Origin of the sequence: Neobacillus niacini (assembly GCF_030817695.1) — a bacterium.
Lineage (GTDB): Bacteria > Bacillota > Bacilli > Bacillales > Cytobacillaceae > Neobacillus > Neobacillus niacini_F.
The window spans coordinates 703,351-724,834 of the sequence record NZ_JAUSZQ010000003.1; the positions used below are offsets into that span (position 1 = coordinate 703,351).

General features: G+C 38.3%; 19 protein-coding genes. 16 read left to right on the top strand and 3 right to left on the bottom strand.

Annotation, left to right across the window (positions count from 1 at the left end; all coding sequences use genetic code 11):
* Positions 1 to 179 precede the first annotated feature (179 nt).
* The 4 genes from QFZ28_RS26925 (at position 180) to QFZ28_RS26940 (ending at position 4,241) form a co-directional block, all read left to right on the top strand.
* On the top strand, positions 180 to 1,121 hold the full coding sequence (locus tag QFZ28_RS26925) for a carbohydrate kinase family protein (protein WP_307197693.1): 942 nt from the start codon (positions 180 to 182) through the stop codon (positions 1,119 to 1,121).
* Between the two features lie 8 nt (positions 1,122 to 1,129).
* Entirely contained in the window at positions 1,130 to 1,360 is a 231-nt protein-coding gene (locus QFZ28_RS26930) for a hypothetical protein (protein WP_307197694.1), read from the top strand.
* 290 nt (positions 1,361 to 1,650) lie between these two features.
* Positions 1,651 to 2,805, top strand: a complete 1,155-nt coding sequence (locus QFZ28_RS26935; RefSeq protein ID WP_307197695.1) for a C40 family peptidase — start codon at positions 1,651 to 1,653, stop codon at positions 2,803 to 2,805.
* Between the two features lie 161 nt (positions 2,806 to 2,966).
* Positions 2,967 to 4,241 (top strand): MFS transporter, encoded by a 1,275-nt coding sequence (locus tag QFZ28_RS26940; RefSeq protein WP_307197696.1) that lies wholly within the window; start codon positions 2,967 to 2,969, stop codon positions 4,239 to 4,241.
* 77 nt (positions 4,242 to 4,318) lie between these two features.
* Here the strand turns inward: QFZ28_RS26940 and QFZ28_RS26945 are convergent, their stop codons facing one another.
* Both QFZ28_RS26945 and QFZ28_RS26950 read right to left on the bottom strand, forming a co-directional pair.
* Entirely contained in the window at positions 4,319 to 6,529 is a 2,211-nt protein-coding gene (locus tag QFZ28_RS26945; protein ID WP_307197775.1) for an RNA degradosome polyphosphate kinase, read from the bottom strand.
* Positions 6,530 to 6,636: 107 nt separating this feature from the next.
* A complete protein-coding gene (locus QFZ28_RS26950) occupies positions 6,637 to 8,163 on the bottom strand; it encodes a Ppx/GppA family phosphatase (RefSeq protein ID WP_307197697.1) in 1,527 nt (508 codons plus the stop codon).
* A gap of 185 nt (positions 8,164 to 8,348) precedes the next feature.
* On the opposite strand from QFZ28_RS26950, the gene QFZ28_RS26955 reads away from it, so the two are divergent.
* From QFZ28_RS26955 to QFZ28_RS26995, 9 genes are all read left to right on the top strand, one after another.
* Positions 8,349 to 9,818, top strand: a complete 1,470-nt coding sequence (locus QFZ28_RS26955; protein ID WP_307197698.1) for a protein adenylyltransferase SelO — start codon at positions 8,349 to 8,351, stop codon at positions 9,816 to 9,818.
* 189 nt (positions 9,819 to 10,007) lie between these two features.
* Positions 10,008 to 12,392, top strand: coding sequence for a polyprenyl synthetase family protein (locus QFZ28_RS26960; protein ID WP_307197699.1), 2,385 nt, complete (start codon positions 10,008 to 10,010; stop codon positions 12,390 to 12,392).
* A gap of 151 nt (positions 12,393 to 12,543) precedes the next feature.
* Positions 12,544 to 13,380, top strand: coding sequence for an ABC transporter ATP-binding protein (locus tag QFZ28_RS26965; protein WP_307197700.1), 837 nt, complete (start codon positions 12,544 to 12,546; stop codon positions 13,378 to 13,380).
* On the top strand, positions 13,313 to 14,281 hold the full coding sequence (locus QFZ28_RS26970; RefSeq protein ID WP_307197701.1) for an ABC transporter ATP-binding protein: 969 nt from the start codon (positions 13,313 to 13,315) through the stop codon (positions 14,279 to 14,281). The genes QFZ28_RS26965 and QFZ28_RS26970 overlap by 68 nt, the downstream gene beginning before the upstream one ends.
* Positions 14,278 to 16,062, top strand: coding sequence for an ABC transporter ATP-binding protein (locus tag QFZ28_RS26975; protein ID WP_307197702.1), 1,785 nt, complete (start codon positions 14,278 to 14,280; stop codon positions 16,060 to 16,062). The genes QFZ28_RS26970 and QFZ28_RS26975 overlap by 4 nt, the downstream gene beginning before the upstream one ends.
* 65 nt (positions 16,063 to 16,127) lie before the next feature.
* Positions 16,128 to 16,673 (top strand): GNAT family N-acetyltransferase, encoded by a 546-nt coding sequence (locus QFZ28_RS26980; protein WP_307197703.1) that lies wholly within the window; start codon positions 16,128 to 16,130, stop codon positions 16,671 to 16,673.
* Between the two features lie 122 nt (positions 16,674 to 16,795).
* On the top strand, positions 16,796 to 17,572 hold the full coding sequence (locus QFZ28_RS26985; RefSeq protein ID WP_307197704.1) for an amino acid ABC transporter substrate-binding protein: 777 nt from the start codon (positions 16,796 to 16,798) through the stop codon (positions 17,570 to 17,572).
* Positions 17,573 to 17,636: 64 nt separating this feature from the next.
* Entirely contained in the window at positions 17,637 to 18,296 is a 660-nt protein-coding gene (locus tag QFZ28_RS26990) for an amino acid ABC transporter permease (protein ID WP_307197705.1), read from the top strand.
* 15 nt (positions 18,297 to 18,311) lie between these two features.
* Positions 18,312 to 19,058 carry an amino acid ABC transporter ATP-binding protein gene (locus QFZ28_RS26995; protein WP_307197776.1) on the top strand — a complete coding sequence of 249 codons (747 nt, stop codon included), beginning with the start codon at positions 18,312 to 18,314 and terminating at the stop codon, positions 19,056 to 19,058.
* 74 nt (positions 19,059 to 19,132) lie between these two features.
* On the opposite strand, the gene QFZ28_RS27000 is transcribed toward QFZ28_RS26995, so the two are convergent.
* A complete protein-coding gene (locus QFZ28_RS27000) occupies positions 19,133 to 19,561 on the bottom strand; it encodes a VOC family protein (RefSeq protein WP_307197706.1) in 429 nt (142 codons plus the stop codon).
* A gap of 221 nt (positions 19,562 to 19,782) precedes the next feature.
* Between QFZ28_RS27000 and QFZ28_RS27005 the strand changes: the two genes are divergently transcribed.
* From QFZ28_RS27005 to QFZ28_RS27015, 3 genes are all read left to right on the top strand, one after another.
* Entirely contained in the window at positions 19,783 to 20,010 is a 228-nt protein-coding gene (locus QFZ28_RS27005) for a hypothetical protein (RefSeq protein ID WP_307197707.1), read from the top strand.
* 95 nt (positions 20,011 to 20,105) lie between these two features.
* On the top strand, positions 20,106 to 20,684 hold the full coding sequence (locus QFZ28_RS27010) for a LemA family protein (RefSeq protein WP_307197708.1): 579 nt from the start codon (positions 20,106 to 20,108) through the stop codon (positions 20,682 to 20,684).
* Positions 20,681 to 21,430 carry a TPM domain-containing protein gene (locus tag QFZ28_RS27015; RefSeq protein ID WP_307197709.1) on the top strand — a complete coding sequence of 250 codons (750 nt, stop codon included), beginning with the start codon at positions 20,681 to 20,683 and terminating at the stop codon, positions 21,428 to 21,430. The genes QFZ28_RS27010 and QFZ28_RS27015 overlap by 4 nt, the downstream gene beginning before the upstream one ends.
* Positions 21,431 to 21,484: the final 54 nt, after the last annotated feature.

Consider the following 21,484-nt stretch of genomic DNA (forward strand, 5'->3'; position numbering starts at 1 on the left):
ATAAACTTAACTAAGTTTTTTAGATGCCTGCAAGAAATTTTCAGCTGACTTATATGTATAGTGAAGTGCTTTTATTAATCCCTCAGACTTAGAGTTTAAGGGATTTTCATTATGCTTCACCAGAAGTAAGTTAATAATAGTTTATAATGGATTTTATACTTTCCAGAAGGAGGACATTTTTGGAAAAACAAGGAGTTATTTCACTAGGAGAGGCTTTTGTTGATTATATTTCAACTGATAGTACCAATACAAAATTCCGGCAGTTGCTGGGTGGCGCTACTGTTAACCTGGCGGTTGGAACCAGCAGACTGGGGCTGCCTGCTTATTATTTGTGTAAATTAGGGACAGATTCAAACGGCCAATTTGTGGAACAAAAATTAAAAAAGGAAGGAGTCAATCTTGCGTTTTCTGTTCGTTCTGATACGAAAAGAATGTGTGGGGTTTACGTACATCTGACAGAAAGTGGCGAGCGAAACTTCCATTCCTATATAAACCATACTCCGGAAGAAATTTTAAGAGAAGACGAATTAAGAAGCGATGTATTTGAAAAGACAAGAATTTTTTATTTTGGTTCGGGTACCCTTTTTCAACAAAAATCTAAAGAGACAACCAAGGCCGCACTCGAATATGCTAATGAATTTTCCAATCTAATCGCCTTTGATGCCAATCTTCGTTTAAAACGGTGGGAAAGCGAGGGCCATTGCCGTAGAACAGTGGTTTCGTTCCTTAAACATGCTACTATCGTCAAGTTGGCTGAAGATGAGTTGAATTTTTTAATGGAAACAAATTCACTCGAGGCTGGATTAGAAAAAATATTAAAATGGGACATTCCTTACCTATTCATCACGATGGGAGGAAAAGGTGCCTGTGCAGTGATGAATGGAACCACAGTTTTCAGCCCCGCTCCAAAGGTAGATACAATCGATACAACGGGTGCAGGAGACGCTTTTATGGCCGGACTTTTGTATTGCTTTCACGAAAAGGGAATGCCAGCAGGTAAGACGGAATTAACGGAGTATCTTCAATTTGCCAATCGTGTTGGTGCTCAAGCGACAACCAAAATTGGATCTTTAACTTCTAGAATTGACTTTATGGAGTTGAAAAAACATTTTGAGAAGTAAAGTGTTTATTGAGAATAAGAAATAAATTTAGAACGGATGAGAAGATTATCACGGCCGATGCTTTTGAATACGCACAAACTCACATTACTCCGGGTCACTATGATTTTGTATTTACGGATTTATGGCATGATGTTTCGGATGGAATCGACATGTATTTAGAAATGAAAAAGGTTGAAAAACAGAGTCCCGATACTGTATTTACCTATTGGATTGAAAAGTCAATTTTGTGTTATTTGTAATTATTTAACATAAAAAGGTTTAGTAGTGGTGGTTACATAAAGGATGAAGGAAGGCGGAATGACCAGCCTTTCTTTTTTTATTCTTTTTTAACCCTTAACACCTAACGACAAAAATACCTACATTCTGCCTATATTAACCAGGAGCTGACTATTTTAATAGATTATTCAACAATAAATTACAATTTAATTACATTTCCGACTATATCATTGTTTTTTAGCCCTCTTAGACTATAAACTAGTAATATATTAACAATTTAAATAAATGTTACCTTACAAGAGGAGATTCTGTGATGTTAAAAAAATACATAAAATATCTAGTAACCGCTTCCATCCTTGCTGCTACAATACAAGTAACACCTACTTATGCAAATCCAATAACAAACGGACAAATCGACGCCACCAAGGAACAAATTAATAACTTTGAAACAAAGATTCAACAATTGGACAACTCCATTATTTTAGCAATGGAGAAAAGTCGAGAACTGAATGAAAAAATTGTAAATCAACAAGGAAAAATTGAAGAAACTGAAACTGAAATTGTCAAAGCTGAGGCTGCTTTAGAAAATCATAAAGGGGTTTATTCAGAACGCCTTAAAAGCATTCAATTAAAGGGAAATCAATCTGTCATTACCTATGCAGAACTTTTGCTTTCTTCTGGCAGCGTTTCTGAATTTTTTAATCGTTTTACAGCCATTTCGCAGTTTATCGAAAGTGATACCGAACTACTAAACGGTTTAAATCAAAAAGAACAAGCCTTAATAGAAGCAAAGGAACAATTACATACTCAAATTAACCAATTAAAACAGAGTCAAGTAGAATTAGTCGCTGAACAACAACAGATTGAAAAAGATAAAGAGCAAATTCAAAAAGATTTAGCTGATGCACAGGGCATATTACAGGCTCAACTGGCTCAACAAGCGGCTGAACAACAGGCTTTAATAGCCCAGCAGGCTGCAGAACAAGCTCGACAACAGTGGGAGCAACAATCTTTGGTAACCACCACGACAACATCTGCACCAGCAGTAGCACAAGTACCAGTACCAGTATCAGTACCATCAGCACCTGCTGCCGTTGCTGCAAATGCAGTAAGCTCAGCAAGTGCAGATGCGGTTATTGCCAACGCTAAACAATATTTGGGTGTTCCGTATGTATGGGGTGGATCAACGCCAAGCGGATTTGATTGTTCTGGATTTGTTTCATATGTATATCGTTCTGTGGGCATTAGTCTTCCGAGGACGTCGAGCGCTCAGCAAAATGTAGGAACAAGGGTATCAATGAATCAACTACAGCCAGGAGATTTAGTATTCAGAGGTTCTCCTGCCTATCATGTCGGTATTTATATCGGAGGCGGACAATATATACATGCACCGCAAACAGGTGATGTTGTGAAAATTGCTTCATTTAATCCGTCTCAATTTTCTACTGCTTCTCGGGTCTTGCGTTAGTCTAAAGCATTTTAATAAGTAAACCATTCTAAAAAAGGCAACAACCCTGATCATATGGGCGTTTCCTTTTTCTATTTCAGGCCTGCAATCCCTGTAAATGACAATGATACTTTATAAAATATCCATATATATAGAAGTAAAAGCCAATAGGAGAAAAATCATTGGATAAACAAAGTAGCAAATTTAGATGGATTGTATTTGTTTCTGTATTGTTTACTTACTTTCTAATGGCCAGTCAACGAACTGCTCCGGGATTGATTACAGACCAAGTGATGAGAGATTTTAATGTGACTGCCTCGACGATTGGGTTACTTACAAGTATTCAATTTTTTGTATATACTGGTTTACAAGTTCCGATGGGAATATTAGCTGACCGTTATGGTCCTAACTTTTTTCTCATTATAGGGGCGTTCCTTACTGGTTTAGGTACGATTATTTATAGTCTAGGTACGCATGAATCTGTCTTGTTTTTTGCCAGAATCCTTACGGGGACAGGGGATGCGACTATCTGGGTAAATATGGTGTTAATATTGGGGCAATGGTTTAAAGTAAAGGAATTCGTCCGATTGATTGGGATTGCGGGAATGACAGGAAGCCTAGGTTTTCTCTTGGCGACGGTCCCTTTCTCCCTATTGATTGACTTACTTGGTTGGAGAGCGGCATTTTTTTCAGCTGGAATACTATTATGTTTGTGTGGCATACTTCTTTATTTTGTTCTGATAAAAAAACCAAAACAAATCTTTGTAAACGAATCGGTTTCTGTCATAAAAGAGCTTCATCCTGAAAAAACGTTGATTCTACTACGAAGGTTAGTTTCCAATCGACAGGCATGGGCTTTATTTCTGTGTCACTTTGGTATTGTTGGAGCCTATGTAGGATTTATTGGATCATGGGCAGTGCCTTATGGGATGAATATGTATGGAATGACACGGTCAGATGCGAGTCAGCTCATTATGATTGGTCTTGTCGGAGCATTAATCGGAGCTCCGTTATCTAGTTGGATATCAAGCCGTCTGGAAACCATTAAACGTCCTTATGTTGTGATTCATATGATTATTTTATTGTGCTGGGCCACTTTTCTTTTATTTAATGGGAATCCTCCGCTTCTCATGCTAATTTTGCTTTTCTTTATTATTGGTTTTGGCTATGGAGCAAGTGCCTTAACTTTTGCTGTTGTTCGTCAAACCTTTCCTATAAAAGAATCGGGTCTTGTTTCTGGGTTTGCAAATACGGGTGGATTTCTGAGTGCCGTCCTGCTCCCGAGTATTTTTGGTATGGTATTAGATCACGTTCAGATTACTTCAGGCACTATTGGTGCTGGATACTACTACGGTTTTATTACTCCAGTTATCTTTTCCATAATTGGTTTAATTGGAGTAATCTCTATTAAGGAAAACCATCAAAAAGTAAAACAATTAACTGAAAAAGTGCATTAAGTATATACAGTACGACAAAAATTTTCTTTAAAATGAGGGAGAGCCAGACCTCTAAGAGTCTGGCTCTATTCGTACTATTAAGATTTTGATTTATATAGTTTCTTTAAGCCAGTTATTGATAAACTGCCAAACCTTACTATTTTTTGTTTTAGATCGTGTACTGATTTGTTTTCATGTATTTCAGATTTCCTTGCATGATAAGCCATTTCACATAACAAATGTTGACTATTAACTTCGATTTCATCTTCTTTTCTTTGTACATAGTGATAATGACCTGAAGCCTCTTGTTCACGCGCTTTTACATTGTCTGCCAGCATAAGTTCAATGGATTTATAAATTCTCTGTTTTATTTCGTTGTTCAATATTGGAAATAAAATTTCAACACGATTTTCCATGTTTCGTGTCATCAAATCAGCGGAAGATAAAAATACCTTTTTGTCCCCATTATGATGAAAGCCATAGATTCGGGTATGCTCTAAAAAAGTGCCGACTATACTTCTAACTCTAATGTTTTCACTTACATTTTTAACTCCCGGACGCAAACAACAAACTCCTCGTACGATTAGGTCAATCTTAACCCCTGCATTGGACGCCTCATAAAATTTCATAATGATCTTTTTATCAGTAAGAGAATTCATTTTTGCAATGATATATCCATTTCCAAATTGCTTATGATAAGAAATTTCCTGATCAATCAGTTCAAAGAATTTATCCCTTATGTCAAAGGGGGAAACAATTAAATGTTCGTAATGTGGTTTTTCCATATGACCACTAAGGTAATTAAAAAAGTTTGTGGCATCGATCCCAATTTTTTCATCAGTAGTTATGATACCCATATCCGTATAGATCCTGGCGGTGGCGTCATTATAATTGCCTGTCCCTAAATGAACAAACCTTTCAATTTTTCCTTTTTTACGCCGGACAACAAGTGTAATTTTACTATGGATTTTTAAATGGGTCATACCATAAATGACGTGACAACCTGCTTTTTCTAACTCCTTTGCCCACTGGACATTATTCTTTTCATCAAATCTAGCTTTTAACTCTACAAGGACTGTTACTTGTTTCCCGTTTTCAGCAGCCCTTTCTAGACTTTTTATAATAGGAGAATTACCGCTTACCCGGTAAAGTGTCTGCTTTATAGCTAAGACGTCCGGATCATCTGCAGCCTGTGAAATAAAATCGACAATGGGCACAAAAGATTCGTATGGATGATGGAAGAAAACATCATGTTCAAGAGCTTTGACAAAGATATCTTTCTCTTCTATTAAATCTCGAGGAGGCTGTGGAATATATGTAGCCTCCGCTAAGTGTTCGTGAGTTTCCTGAACGGTTTTATAAAAAGAAAATAGAAACGTCAAATCAAGGGGTGCTTTTGCAAAATACACATCATTATGATGGATTTCTAATTCCTCCATTAAAAAGTCAATTACCCGCTTGTCGTGGGAATCGCTCTGGACCTCTAATCTAACCGTTGATCCCCACTTACGCTTTTTAAGCTCTTCTTCAATCTCTAGCAATAAGTCCTCGGCTTCATCTTCATGAATGGTTAAATCAGCATTTCTTGTGATACGGAATGGTGTTACTGAAATGACTTGAAAACCAATAAATAATTTATGTATAAAGTGAGAAATTACTTCTTCAAGGAGAACAAAAAATCTTTCCCCTTTTTTAGATGGGAGCTCAATGTATCGCTTTATAGTAGAAGGAACTTGGACAATGGCCATTTTGTCGAAACTAGGTTGCGCATTATTCTTTTCTCCAATAACAATTGCTAAGTTTAGCGACCTATTTAATAACGCGGGAAATGGACGATAAGCATCAATCGCCATAGGTGTCAAAACGGGGAAAAGCTGCTCATCAAAAAGATTTTCTAAGAAAAATAAATCACCAACATGTAATTCTACTATAGACAATATTTTCACTTTTTCTTTTGCCAATTGAGGGGTAAGCTCATGTAAGTAGGTTTGATCTTGTTTCGCAATTAGCTGATGAGTGATCTTAGAAATTGCAGCGAGCTGTTCACTTGGAGTTAATCCAGCCTTATTTTCTGGTCTGTTGAAGCCGGCCTTTATTTGGTCAAGCAGCCCTGCAACCCGTACCATGAAAAATTCATCTAAGTTAGAGCTGAATATAGCCAAAAATTTGTATCTCTCAAGTAATGCATTGCGTCGATCCATAGCCTCTTCCAAAACCCTGTAATTGAAATCTAACCAGCTTAATTCTCGATTATTATAATAAGAATGGTCTTCTAAGTTAGTCTCTTTACTCGATGTTTCCACTTTGATTACAGCTCCTTTTTACAGTGCCAAAAATTACATTACATTTAAAAATACCAAAATATAGTTAAGGAAAAATTAATATTGTGTAAATTTTATGTAAATTAAGGAGACGATTAGATTAAATGAAAGCGGGAAATTATTGAGATTTTTAATAACTTCTCTAAATGTTTTTTCTGTTTTTCAAATTGGTATTCCTCAAATTTAAAGTATTTCTGACATTGAATGTTGATGTTCCAACTATTTCCATCAGCAGTTATAACAAAATCTTCTACAACGTTTTTCTGGGTTGAATCCAGACTTTTAGCTAATTTTAAAATGGCGCCTATAATACACAACTTTCTTTGTTCCTCTTTCGAAAACCAATTCTTTACTGGTTGTAAATATTTTTGAAAAGTGCCCTTTCCTTTATAAGAAGCCACTAAGGCTAATTTCACTCGTTCTCTATGTGAGAGTCCCATTATCGTTCGATTTGCTAACACATAAAAGGCTGCACTGCTAGAATCTTCTTCACCATATCGTCCCAAGTGGAAGGTTTGTGCACCTCTCATTAATAATTCAAAATCATCCTCATTAAAATAAGTTCCTTCTCCAACGATCGAAGCTGCTTGCGAATAGAATAAACCTGCTAATTTTATTAATTGATTTACAGTTGGAGGAGCAATACGGAATTCTTGGATAAGCTCCTTCATACTTGCCTCTGCTAATGGAAGGGAATCGTCATTTTCATCGTTCATCTTTTGATAAAGGATACCTTCTCTTAATCCTTTCAAACTAAAAACAAATTTTGTTGCACCACTAATGTTAAACAAAATATCGAATAATTCGAAAGCAGGCAAAATCGTAGTTGAGCGCTCCTTGGAAAGTCCTTCTACCTTTTGCAAATCCGTAAAAGATAAATCCTCCAGATTCTCCTTTATCTCTAAAAGCTCCAATTTATTCATTTCATACTGATGCAGCCCAGTTAGGGGATATTTGATAAAATTCTGATGAATCCTAGCTGCATTTCGAGCACTACCGCCCATAGCAATAACCGGAATATGTTTACCACGTAACCATGGAAGACTCTGGAAGTAAGGCAGGAGGAACTGGCGGATTTGTTCACGTTCTTTTGCAGTTGGGATACTTCCTGCAACAAACTGAAGCTTTAAAGACAATGAACCAAATGGGAAACTATGATAATGTACAAGCTTACTATCATGGAAATATGTAATTTCAGTGCTTGCGCCTCCCATATCAATTGTGATTCCTTCTTTTATATTTGTAGAATGAATCACAGATAGATAACCATAATATGCTTCTTCATATTCACTCAACAGATTAATGGAAAAGCTTGTCTTCTCATGAAGTATTCGCAGAATCTCTTCCCTATTTGCTGATTGTCTAATCGCAGCGGTAGCTACACAAATAACTTCCGCTAATTCATAATGACGTATCATCGTCTGAAAGCTTTGAAGAGTATCGATTAATAAGTTTATGCCTTCATCGCTTAGTGATTGACTACTATTCAAGTAGGAGCGTAATCTGGCTGTTACTTTTATATTCTGTATTTCCCTGAAATTTCTTCTTGATTGGGTCCATTCATAAATCACCAATCTAATCGTGTTTGATCCAATATCAATAACCCCGATTTTTTTCTCCAATATATTAATCACCCTTTCTTTTGAGATATTTACTTGTAGATTAATCCTATAATTTGACGGTCAACATATCAAGTCCCAATACACCACTTCTATTTACAAAAAATTATTAATGGATTTGTGGCAGGATACTATAATAAGGTTAGAGGATAAACTAAATAGAAATTAAAAAAAGAAAAGAGGATACGATGACACAGGAATTAAGTGAAACAGGATGGAATTTTGAAAATAGTTATACTCGTTTGCCGAAAACTTTTTTTACCGCACAGAACCCAACACCCGTACGTTCACCAAAAATAGCTGTTTTTAATAAACCATTGGCAGCAGCACTAGGTTTGAACGGAGAAGCGTTACATAGTGAAGATGGGGCGGCACTGTTTGCGGGTAACAAAATACCTGATGGGGCTTCACCACTTGCTCAAGCTTATGCCGGACATCAATTTGGACATTTTACAATGTTAGGCGACGGGCGGGCTGTACTTCTCGGAGAACAGATCACACCAACCGGTGAACGATTTGATATTCAGCTTAAGGGTTCAGGAAGAACTCCCTACTCACGTGGAGGTGATGGCCGAGCTGCACTTGGACCAATGCTGCGTGAATATATTATCTCGGAAGCCATGCATGGTTTAGGTATTCCTACCACTCGCAGTTTAGCGGTGGTAACAACTGGTGAAGAAATAGCCCGCGAATCCTATTTGCCCGGTGCTATTTTAACTCGTGTGGCTGCTAGTCATCTCCGTGTAGGAACCTTTCAATATGCAGCAAGATGGGGAAGCGAAGAGGAACTAAGGACGCTGGCAGACTATGCAATAAAACGCCATTATCCTAAAATTGAAGACGACGGGAACAAATACCTTACATTCCTTCAGGAAGTGATTAAACGTCAAGCGATGTTGATTACGAAATGGCAGTTGGTTGGCTTTATTCACGGGGTGATGAACACTGACAACATGACGATTAGTGGAGAAACCATCGATTATGGTCCTTGTGCCTTCATGGATACCTATGACCCTGCTACTGTGTTTAGTTCTATTGATAGAGAAGGTCGGTATGCTTATGGTAATCAACCAAATATTGGTGTCTGGAATTTAGCACGGTTAGCTGAAGCGCTGTTACCGCTGTTGCATGAGAATCAGGAGGAGGCAGTTACACTTGCACAAGATAAGCTCTCCGACTTTGCTCACCTTTTTGAAACGAATTGGCTCGAAGGAATGAGAGCAAAATTAGGATTATTTAATGAGGAGGAACAAGATAAATCCCTTATTAAAGATCTTTTAGATTTAATGCGGAAGCATGGTGCAGATTATACCAACACTTTCAGAGCATTAACTTTGGAGAAACCGGAAGAAACCATTCTGCAAGGGAAAACAGAATTCACTCAGTGGCTTGATCGGTGGAAGGCAAGATTAGGGAGGCAGGAGGAATCGAAGGAAGCCTCCATTCAATTAATGAGGAATAGTAATCCTGCTGTGATTCCGCGGAACCATCGGGTTGAAGAAGCTCTTGAAGCAGCAGAAGAAAATGGAGACTACAGCGTAATGGAACGGCTGCTTAATGTGCTCGCCAACCCTTATGCACACACCCCAGAGCAAGAGGAGTATTGTATGCTGCCAGCTAATTCAACCCAGCCTTACCGAACCTTTTGCGGAACGTAAAATGATAGCACTAATAAAAAAATTCCCTTAAGTTGAAACCTAAGGGAATTTTTTTCGTTAGCAAATTTTGTAAATAAAAGAAATATATAATTTTCGGAAAGATAGAATATAAAATAGTATAATAAGTATTAATTTTGATAGTATCATATAACATACATACTAAGTAACATGAAGCAGAGGTAATGTCGAATGAATGAAGCTTTATTAATAAATAAAAATACATGCTATGGTATGGCTGAGCAAAAGGCAAGTGATTATTTTAAATCATTATATCAGCAAGTTATGCAAAAAAGCTATGTTTCTACTCTAACGAGAGATATACAATCCTGGAAGCACAACCATATTCACCATCATTCATTAGTAACTTTTCTTTCTCACAGAAAGAGAAAGCCGACTTCCTTTGAGTATCATAGTTATCTTCAATGGCTGGATTATACAGGGAAATTGGATAATTACTTGGATAGGAGCATTTCTTATATTTATATGCGTGATTTAGGAAAAGCACTGGATTCAAATGAGACACAGACAAGGATTCAAAGTGTAGTTAACAGTTTAAAAAACAATCTTACTCAACCCAGAGAAAAACGTGAAAATAGGAATGAGCTTTTCTCCATGGCTTGGTTGTACAGATGGGCCCAGCAGGAATCCATTGAATTGACGATTATCTGGGTAATGAACAAACTAAAGACGGTAGCTAATCATATTCCTCAAGGGATGGATGCGAATCATGCCCAGCGTAAGCTAATTAAAATTATAGCTGGAGTCATTATGCACGAGATTGAAGAAATGGGTGATAAAACCCAGCCTGAAGTACGTGCTCAAAGACTTGATAGAGCCATTCGGTTAGGCTATGCCTATGGTTTGACCTATCCATTCATTGATGACCTTCTAGATTCCAAAGTCTTATCCCCTAAAGAGAAAAAACAATATTCCAATTTAATTCGTACCACACTTACTACTGGAGCAGTGCCAAAATTGGGCGGTAATTGGGATGAAAAGAACAAAGATTTGATCACGTTTATTCATTCGGAGCTTCGAGAAGGATTTGAATATATTAAAGCGGAGCAGCGGCCGGAGACAATAAAATCATTTTTTGAACAATCGTATGTATTTTTTCAATCACAGGAAGTGGACCGTAAAAAGGATCTATTAAATGAAAAATACAGTAATGAAGAGCTGTATATTCCCGTTATTCTAAAATCTGCCTCATCACGATTAATTGTCCGCTCCGTCATTACAGCCGATGAAGATGAGGGCTTTGACAATCGAACCTTTTATTATGGTATCTACAACCAACTTGCGGATGACTTTGCAGATATGTTTGAAGACTTGGAAAATGGTGCAGTAACACCCTATACGTATTATTTTAAATATCATAAAAAGCGTGTGGACCTTATAAATCCATTTGAACTATATTGGAGTGTCATTTCCAATTTAATTCATCATGTTTATCATTCAGATAAAAAGGCACGTGAAGTCATTTTAAATCGTGCAATAAATGGATTAAAAAGATTTAAAGAACGTGTGGGTACAAAAAAGTACGATGAAGTAATGGAATTATTTGCTTCTGGGAATCTCAAATTTAATGCAGTAATTCAAAAAATGGTCAGCAAAGCGGATGATGTTGATTTTTTTGATAAACTTCTCCGGGATTATATGATTACCAATCTTAAAAATGAACGTAAAGAACAAGAAGAATTTCAAGAGAGTATTGAAAGTGTACGAGAACAAATCAACGACCTTTTACCTATCCCTAAAGATGAAAGTACACCTTTGTTGAAAGAACCGATTACCGATGCAGCAAACTATAGTCTTGAAGGCGATGGAAAACGGCTGAGGCCTATCATTACGTGGATTATGGGTATAAACGAATACGGATTAAGTCAGTCAGCCATTGTTCCGTTGTTACGATCATTGGAATTTATGCATACTGCGTCCTTAATCTTTGATGATCTGCCATCCCAAGATAATGCTTCTCTCCGCAGAGGGCGTTCCACTCTCCACATGGTTTACAACAATGCAATCGCCGAATTAACGGGACTTTTTCTTACCCAGAAGGCCATTGAAGAACAAGCATCGCTTAACGATTTTGATTCGAAAACGGTGCTTAGCTTGATTCAATATTCTGCACAAATGACGGCAGAAATGTGTAAAGGGCAGGCGATGGACTTAGGCTCGCGAGGTAAACCATTAACACTGGATCAATTGAATATGTTGTGTTTTTATAAAACCGGAATCGCCTTTGAAGCTGCTCTCATTATGCCTGCTATTCTTGCAAACGCAAAAGACTTGGAAATGCAGGCGTTGAAAAAATACGCCTATCATACCGGAATCGCTTTTCAAATTAAAGATGACTTGCTGGATGTTGAAGGCGATTTAAATACTCTTGGAAAATCAATCGGAAAAGATGCAGAAAATAATAATTCTACCTTTGTATCAATTTTAGGATTAGATGGTGCTAAAAAGGCAATGTGGGAACATTATTGCCTGGCCATGGAAACCCTGCAAGAGGTTCCGCGAAATACTGCTTTTCTAAGGCATTTATTAAATTATATTGTCCACCGAGATCATTAAAATATCATACACAAAAAAGGTAACAACCCAAGGGCTGTTACCTTTTTTGCGGCGGTATAAGATGAAATATTATTTAGAAAAAATTTTTTTAAATAGTAATGAAAATTTCTAAAATTTGTAATAAAATAATATCTCGGTGAGGGGGAAAATTATGAATTTATTAAAAACAACATTGGGTCATTTTAAACCATATTGGAGGAAATTGCTGTTTGCTCTTACTTTTTCATTAATTGGCGGAGCATTCACGATTTTGCCTCCTATATTGGCTGGGAAATTAGTAGATGAGGTAATTGGAGCACGGGATACAACTTTTTTGCTATGGATTGTGGCAGGGGTTCTAGTCGCTTTCCTAGGTAAGTCCTTGTTTGAAACCTTGCAGGAGTTTGTACAGGTGAAAATCGGTCTCGATTTAATAACTGATATGCAGATTCGAGCTTTTAAAAAGCTTCATCGGACACCGATGTCTTTTTTTACAACGACACCAAGAGGAGATATGTTATACCGGTTAACTCATGATGTCGAATCTATTCAAAACTTAAATAATACGGTGGTTCCACGAATTTTACAGCAGGTAATCGGTGCAGTTGCTGCATTTTCAGCGGTATTTGCTTTGTATTGGCCAGCTGCAATTGTAATGTTTGTTGTATTTGCTATTTATATTTTTCCTTCATTTAAGCTCGGAAAAACAATGAGAAAAATGAGCGCTGTACAAAGAGATATGAGCGCAGATATGTATCAGCATTTACAGGAAAGTATTGAAAGTACTAGGCTTGTAAGGACATTTCAAACGCAAAAAAAGGAAATTGAAACCCAGCAGAAAACAGACAGAATGGAAAAACTACTCCATTCGTGCAGCGTTAATTGGAAAGGTCAATTGGCGGCTAGGGAATTTATTCAATATCGCAACTCCCGGTGTTGTTATGTTAATCGGGGGATTTTCCATCTGGAAAGGCAATCTTACGATTGGAACCTTGATTGCATGCCTTAACTTTATTCCCATCATGTTTTTGCCAGTCCGCTCGTTGGCTGAAAACGCTTTAACCATCCAACAGGCCATTCCGGCTCTACAGAGAATCTATGAATATTTTGATTTACCGGAAGAACATGAAGAACATCTGCCATCCTTTGGTGTGATAGAGGGAAATATAAACTTAGATAACATCTGGTTCACTTATCCAGGAAGCGATAAAAAAATTCTTAAAGGCGTTTCGCTCTCAATGGAACAAGGGAATCACATTGGTATTGTGGGTACAAGCGGAGGAGGGAAGAGTACACTGATACAAATTCTCCTTGGTTTATATGAACCTGAGAAAGGGTCTGTTCTTATAGATGGAAAGAATCTCTTTGACTACAACCGAAACAGCTTTAGGCAGCAGGTAGGAGTTGTTTCTCAGGAAACGTTTCTATTAAACAGTACGCTTCGCAATAATCTTTTATATGGAAAAAAGGATGCAACTCAAGAAGAATTAGATAGAGCAGTAGAAGCTGCGGGGTTAACACAATTAATACAGTCCTTGGAAGATAAGTACGAAACAGTGGTCGGCGAGAGAGGATTAAAGCTATCCGGGGGTCAAAGGCAAAGGGTCGCACTTGCTAGAGCCATCCTGCGCCAGCCGCCAGTATTAATCTTTGATGAAGCCACATCCTCCTTAGATGGTGAAACGGAAGAAAAGGTTCAGGAAGCTCTGGAACAATTAATTCCTGGCAGAACGACCATCACCATTGCCCACCGGCTTATCACGGTCAGGAATGCAGATAAAATCCTCCTTTTAGACCAGGGCATGGTTGCGGAAGAAGGAACACACGAAGAACTGCTGGCATTAAGAGGGCAGTATTATGAATTATACAAAGCCCAATATAGTGAGCTGGAAAAGGAGATGATTGGATGAGTGTAGACACTGTCTCCCATCAAAATAAAAATCGTGATGGCCGCAGGGTTTTGGCATTTTTAAGGCCATATAAAAAGTGGGTCATTGCCGATTCAGTTGTTATTGCGATTAGTCAGGTTTTTTCAGCTTTAATCCCAACATTAGCGCTTAGCTGGCTTGTGGATACAATCATTCCGAATGAAAACCACTCCTGGCTGTGGGGATTAATGTGGTTATTAATTTTTTCTGCGATATTTGATTTAGTCATGATGGTCATTGATGAATATTTTTGCCATCAAACAGCAAAGACAGTAACCAATTGGCAAAAGCTGCGTCTGTTTAGTCATTTGCAGATCCTGCCATACTCTTTTTACCATAACAATTCATCTGGTGAACTGCTGGCAAGAGTCTCGGATGACCCGGATACGCTCCACAATTTTCTTGCCTGGGAAGGTTCCACCTTCATGGTAAGCGTTCAGGGGGTTTTCATTTATAGCCTGGTACTCCTTTGGATTCATCCTTATTTGATGATTACCAGTGTGGTTCTAGGTGTGATCTTTTATTGGACCTCCAACTATGTCGGGGTCCGGACGAGAGCTGCCTCTGCTGACGCGAGACAAGAGGCTTCTAGGTACCTTGAAAGACTGAGAGAATCCGTTACGGGAATCCATTTATCACGAGTAATGGGAGTCTCTGAAAATGAAGTGGAAAGTGTTATTGCCATCCGAAACTCTTTCGTAAAGCATTCAATTAAAGAATTAAAGGCTAGGATGCAGTCTGTGGTGGTCATTTCCAGCTATAATGGCTTCGCCTTGGGAATTGTCTACTTAATTAGTACATTATTAATTTGGAACGATAATTTGACAAGCGGACAAATGCTGACGGCAGGAGGATTAGTTACCATTGCTGCCAACGAAATGCAGCGATTGCTGCGTAACTGGCTTTCTGTTAGAAGAACAGGTCCGGCGCTGGACCGTTCAGATATTCTTCTCTCGTACCTGCCCGCGGAAGCTGAAATCAAGGAAGGCATTCGAGGTGAAAGGGCAAGCGGCAGTATTAGATTGAAAGACGTAACGTTTGCTTATCCAGAAAAAGAAGAAAACGTTCTATCAGGTGTTACGTTTGATATTCAAGCAGGTGAAAAAGTAGCTTTGGTTGGCCCAAGTGGTTCAGGAAAATCTACCATCGTGGATTTGCTTTTTAGGTTATATGAAACAAAAAGTGGTCAGATTGAAGTGGATGGAAGAAACATTACTGAATGGGATACAGCGTGGCTGCGGTCACAAATGGCAATTGTGACCCAGGATGTTCAATTACGGAACGGTTCTTTGGCGGATAACTTAAGAATTGGTAAGCCGGATGCCACGGATGAAGAATTACTGAAAGCCTTGCATGACAGCGGTCTGGATGAACTAGTGGAAAGTCTGCCAGAAGGTTTGAATACAAAAGTCGGAGAACGAGGAAGCCTACTTTCTGGAGGACAAAAGCAGCGCTTATCGCTGGCTAGAGCGATTATTAAAAATGCGCCAATTCTTATTCTTGATGAAGCAAGTTCTGCCCTCGATCCTATTACGGAAACGAAAATCAATGAGTCGGTTTTGAAATCCGGTAAGAAACAAACCATTCTTATTATCTCTCACCGACTTTCTACAGTTCTCTCTGCAGACAAGATTATTGTTTTAGAAAATGGAAAAATTGCCGAACAAGGCGGACACGCGGATTTACTCGAAAATAGCAATGGTGTCTATGCCAGACTGTTTGGAAGAGAAGCAGAAATTGGGGAAGAAACGATCAATACCTAGACTTTTTGTGGTAAATAAAATCCGTGTTCAAAAAAATATGTCAACGTGATGCAGGAGGCTTTCGGATGCAAAAAGTCGAGATAAGGAGACCTAGAACCGATGATATGGCAGAGCTGCATACATTTTTTAGGATTGTCATTACCGATACCTTTGAAAGAGAAGGACTAGCGGGGTTAATTGGCGATATTGAAGCTGAGATTAATAGTAAGAAAAGGTATTTGCAATTGGATATGGATAGCAAGGGTGAGAAAAGGTATTTTTTAATAGCTTTGGCTGAAAATAAAATTATCGGAACCATAGAATACGGTCCCGCTAGTAAACTGATTCAAGACTGTACGAATGGGAAACTGGGGAATCTGGTTGAAGTAGGAACGGTATTTGTACACCCTGATCATCAAAGACAGGGGATCGGGAACAAGCTGCTAGCTGAATTGATTCATACCTTAAAAGCTCGGGGAATCGTAGAATTCTGTCTCGATAGCGGTTTCAAAAATGCTCAAACTATCTGGAAAAAGAAATATGGTGAACCTAATTATTTACTAAGAGATTATTGGGGGCAAGGGCAAGATCATATGATTTGGAAAATATTAACGAGGGGGGTCTATTTTTAAAAAATAGGCTCCTATTTATTATTATGTTGAAATAGATAATATTATAGTGTTATAATGTTGTAGTATGATAATATGGTAACGTACTAAAGTGAAATTAAATTATATAAAAGGGGTATATACAAATGAAAAAACGATTAGTTACGATGATCCTAATGGTAGCTGCAGCACTTGTCATTTTTACTGGGTGTTCAACATCAACAAGTAAAGAGGAAGATAAGCTTGTTATTGGAATCGATGATAAATTTGCGCCAATGGGATTCCGTGATGAGGATAACAATATCGTAGGTTTTGATATTGATTACGCTAAAGCAGCAGCAGAAAAGATGGGAACAGAAGTTACTTTCCAGCCAATCGACTGGAAAACAAAAGAAGCAGAGCTTAGCAGTGGAAGAATTGACCTTATTTGGAATGGATACACGATTACCGATGAACGGAAAGAAAAGGTCCTATTCACAAAACCATATTTAAAGAATGCACAGGTAATTGTTACTCTAGCTGATTCAGAGCTCACGAAACTTGATGATTTAGAAGGTAAAGTAGTTGGATTGCAATCACTATCTTCAGCTTCTGACGCACTGAACGCTTCACCGATTAAAGAAAAAGTAAAGACAGTAACTGAATTTGCTGATAATGTACAGGCTTTAACAGACTTAAAGAGTGGTCGTTTGGACGCAGTAGTCATTGATGAAATTGTTATCAATTATTACATGACGAAAGAGGCAGAAACATTTAAGGTACTTGAAGAGTCACTTGCTCCTGAAGAATACGGAATTGGTGTTAAAAAAGGAAATGAAGAGTTACTTGAAAAGCTCCAAAAGGCACTTGATGAAATGAATGAGGACGGAACAGCTGCAGAAATCTCAAAAACTTGGTTTGGTGAAGATAAAGTACTAAAATAAGAATGAATATAAGGCAAACAGGATTTCCTAATGGGAACCCTGTTTTGTTTTTGGAGGAATTACCATGTCTTTAGAATATTTCACATCTATTCTTATACCTATGCTAGAAGGGGCACAGATGACCGTTCTTTTGTTTTTCATTGCGATTATCGTCTCCGTGCCACTTGGTTTTCTGCTGACCCTTGCTGTAAAAAGCAGTTTAAAGCCTTTATCCTTACTTGCAGAGGGCTATATTTACGTAATGAGGGGTACCCCGCTATTACTGCAATTATTATTGATTTGTTTCGGGCTCCCAATGCTGCCAGTGGTCGGAGAATATTTAGTTTTTGATCGATTCGTGGCAGCATGTATAGGATTTGTATTAAACTATGCGGCGTACTTCGCTGAAATTTTCCGCGGCGGTCTTTTAGCCATTGATAAAGGACAATATGAGGCTTCTAAGGTTCTTGGTTTAAGTAAATGGCAGACAACAACAAGGATTATTTTACCGCAAATGGTTCGGGTCACATTACCGGCTATAGCGAATGAATCAGTAACACTCGTTAAAGACACTGCCCTGCTCTATGCAGTTGCCGTTCCTGAGCTGCTGCATTATGCTCAAACTGCTGTAAACCGTGACTTTACGATTGTTCCGTTTTTCGTAGCTGGTTTGATATATCTCATTATGACACTCGTTCTCACCTTTATTTTTAAAGGGATTGAAAGAAGATATAAATTTGAATAAGAAGGATTGGTAATTGTGGCAATCATTGAAATATCCAACCTGAAGAAATCGTTTGGCAAGCTGGATGTCCTAAAACAGATAACATTTGATGTGAATAAAAACGATGTAATAGCGGTAATCGGCCCGTCCGGATCGGGGAAAAGTACGATGCTGCGCAGTTTGGTTCACTTGGAGGAAATTAATGCCGGAAGCATCACGATTTCGGGTGATTCATTTGTAAAGGATGGCGTCTACGCAAAACCGCAGGAAATCAAAAAGATTACTTCGAAAATGGGGATGGTCTTTCAGCATTTTAATCTATTTCCACACCTGACGGTTAAGGAGAATCTAGAACTGCCTCCTAAATTAGTAAAGAACGAGCCAGTTGCATCCATTCAGCAAAGAAGCACAGAGCTTTTAAGGAAAATTGGTCTGACAGATCACGCAAATGTATTCCCAGCAAATCTATCGGGCGGTCAAAAACAAAGGGTCGCGATTGCTAGAGCTTTGATGATGAATCCTGAAATTCTATTATTTGATGAACCTACTTCAGCATTAGATCCTGAATTGACGGGAGAGGTTCTTGAGGTCATAAAGGCATTAGCAAAAGAGCAGATGACGATGATCGTTGTTACACACGAAATGGGCTTTGCCAGGGAAGTGGCAAACCGGGTTATTTTCATGGATAACGGCGAAATTATTGAAACGGGGCACCCTTCAGAATTATTTGCAAATCCTCAGAACGAACGGACAAAAGCATTCTTAAGCAGAAACTTGAAATAATTGGGTTCTCATGGTCTAAACTTAAACGCAAAAAGGATACAGTCCTTACAGGCTGTATCCTTTTTGTGTGTAAATTAATTTCCATATTCTCCACTGTCGTGGCTAATCTGCCAGTGGATTCCGAATTTATCTGTTACTTGGCCATAGAGTTTAGCCCAGAAGGTTTCTTGAAGTTCCATTGTAACTCTTCCGCCGTCTTTTAATTGATCATACCAAGATTGGATATCATCCAAATTTTTACTTACCAATGCCAAAGTTACGTTGTTACCTTCGATAAATGGTGATCCAGGGAAATTGTCAGAGAACATAACAGTACTTCCATCGATGTTCAGTCGAGAATGCATGACTAAATTTTTTGCTTCCTCTGGCATAGGGTAATCAGGATGCTGCGGTTGATCACCAAAGGTCATAATTTGCGGTGCTTCAGTTTTAAATACTTTCGCATAAAATTCTACTGCTTCACGGGTGTTGCCATTAAATATAAGATAAACATTTACTGGCATTATTCTTCACTCCTCCTAAATGGCTATGTACAAAATCCATTCTATCCGATTAATTCGATATTAGACGGTCTATTCCTTTTTTTATGTACAATATGATTAGTGAGGAAGTAGTGGAGAGAAGACAAGCAGGGAGAATGCAATAAAACTTTTCGTTTCAAGATGATGGTAAACGGGAATATTATTATTGCCTAGTTACCTAACCCTGAAGGAGGCAGTATCCATTGACTGCAAATATTTTTAAAGGAAAAAATGAAGACGAGAAAAAGAACATCGAGGAAATCCTTGAGAATTCCATTGAAATCGAAGAGGATCTAATGCGGACTTATTTGATTACGGCTGAACGGATTCACGATGACGACGAACTAAAGGAACGCCTTGAAAACTTTGCAGAAGGAAATGCCAAAAGAACGAAACAACTAATCGATGAATTAAATCAGAGTAGAGAATAGCAACAGAAAGCTGTGCGGACTGCTAATTAATCCTCACAGCTTTTCAAATTATGAAAATAAAGTGAGAATTAATAGTAGAAAGGAGTGTGTTCAACATGAAAAAAGGTTTAGTAGTAATTGGAATTATTATAGCGGCGTTTGTTTTAGTCGGTGTTATGTTGATGTCGAGCTACAACAACTTTGTTTCCCTTCAAGAAAATGTGGACCAATCCTATGCACAAATTGAAAATCAACTGCAACGGAGACTGGATTTAATACCGAACCTAGTAAATACCGTGAAAGGATATGCTTCACACGAAAAAGAAGTGATTGCATCCATTTCGGATGCTCGTGCAAGATTAGCAGGAGCAAAAACGGTAGAGGAAGAAGCTACAGCTAACGCTGAGTTAAGTGGTGCATTAAGTCGATTACTAGTCGTCGTTGAAAATTATCCAAATTTAAAAGCAGATCAGCAATTTACCCAATTAATGGATGAACTGTCTGGAACTGAAAATCGAATTTCAGTTGCTAGGAAAGATTACAATGATCAGGTGGCAGTTTATAACAAAAGGGTTAAGCAATTTCCAGGTGCCATTATTGCGGGAATAACAGGTTTCGATGAAAAAGAGTATTTCAACGCCGATCCAAAAGCAGCAGGAGCTCCAAAGGTTGACTTTGGAGGAAATGGGGAATGAAACCGAAAACGTTCTTCAGCCTTCTTTTATTACTTTTCTTCTTGCTTCAAAGTGGAGCATCTGCTGAGAATATAAAAATGCCGGCTCCGATTGGCGATATTTATGTACAAGATTTTGCTAAGGTACTAACTGAGGCTGAAATAGCAGAAATAAGAAGGTTAGGAAGAACGATAGAAGATCAAACAACCGCACAAATTTCTGTCTTGACGGTGGACACCATTGGTGAGCACACAATGGAGGAATTTGCGAACGAAGCCTTTAGGAAATATGGGATAGGAAATGAAACCCAAGACAATGGAGTTCTCCTGGTTATTGCCGTAACCGATCGTTTAATTAGAATCGAAGTGGGCTATGGGTTGGAAGGAAGGATACCTGACGGAAAAGCAGGACGGATTCTTGATCAAAATGCCATTCCCTATCTTCAAAATGGTCAGCCAAACAAAGCCATAATTGAAACGTATAAGGTCCTTGCGAATGAAGTATTAGCGGAATATGGGAAAGACGGAGGGCAGTCTACCCCTGAAGGGCAAGCTCAAAAATCACCAGCTAATGAAGGGGGAGGATTTCCCGCCTGGTTATTAATCATTATTATCGTTGCTGTTGTGTTTCTAGATTTTAAGTTTTTTGGAGGAACACTCACTTATCTTCTGCTTTCTATTATCTCCATGGGAAGAGGAGGAGGAGGAGGCCCTAGAGGAGGGGGAGGAGGTTCTTCAGGCGGCGGCGGTGCAGGTCGTGGATGGTAATTGTAAACCTTAAAAGTGATTCAAATCATGTAAAAGGTTATCAAAGTGTGCTTT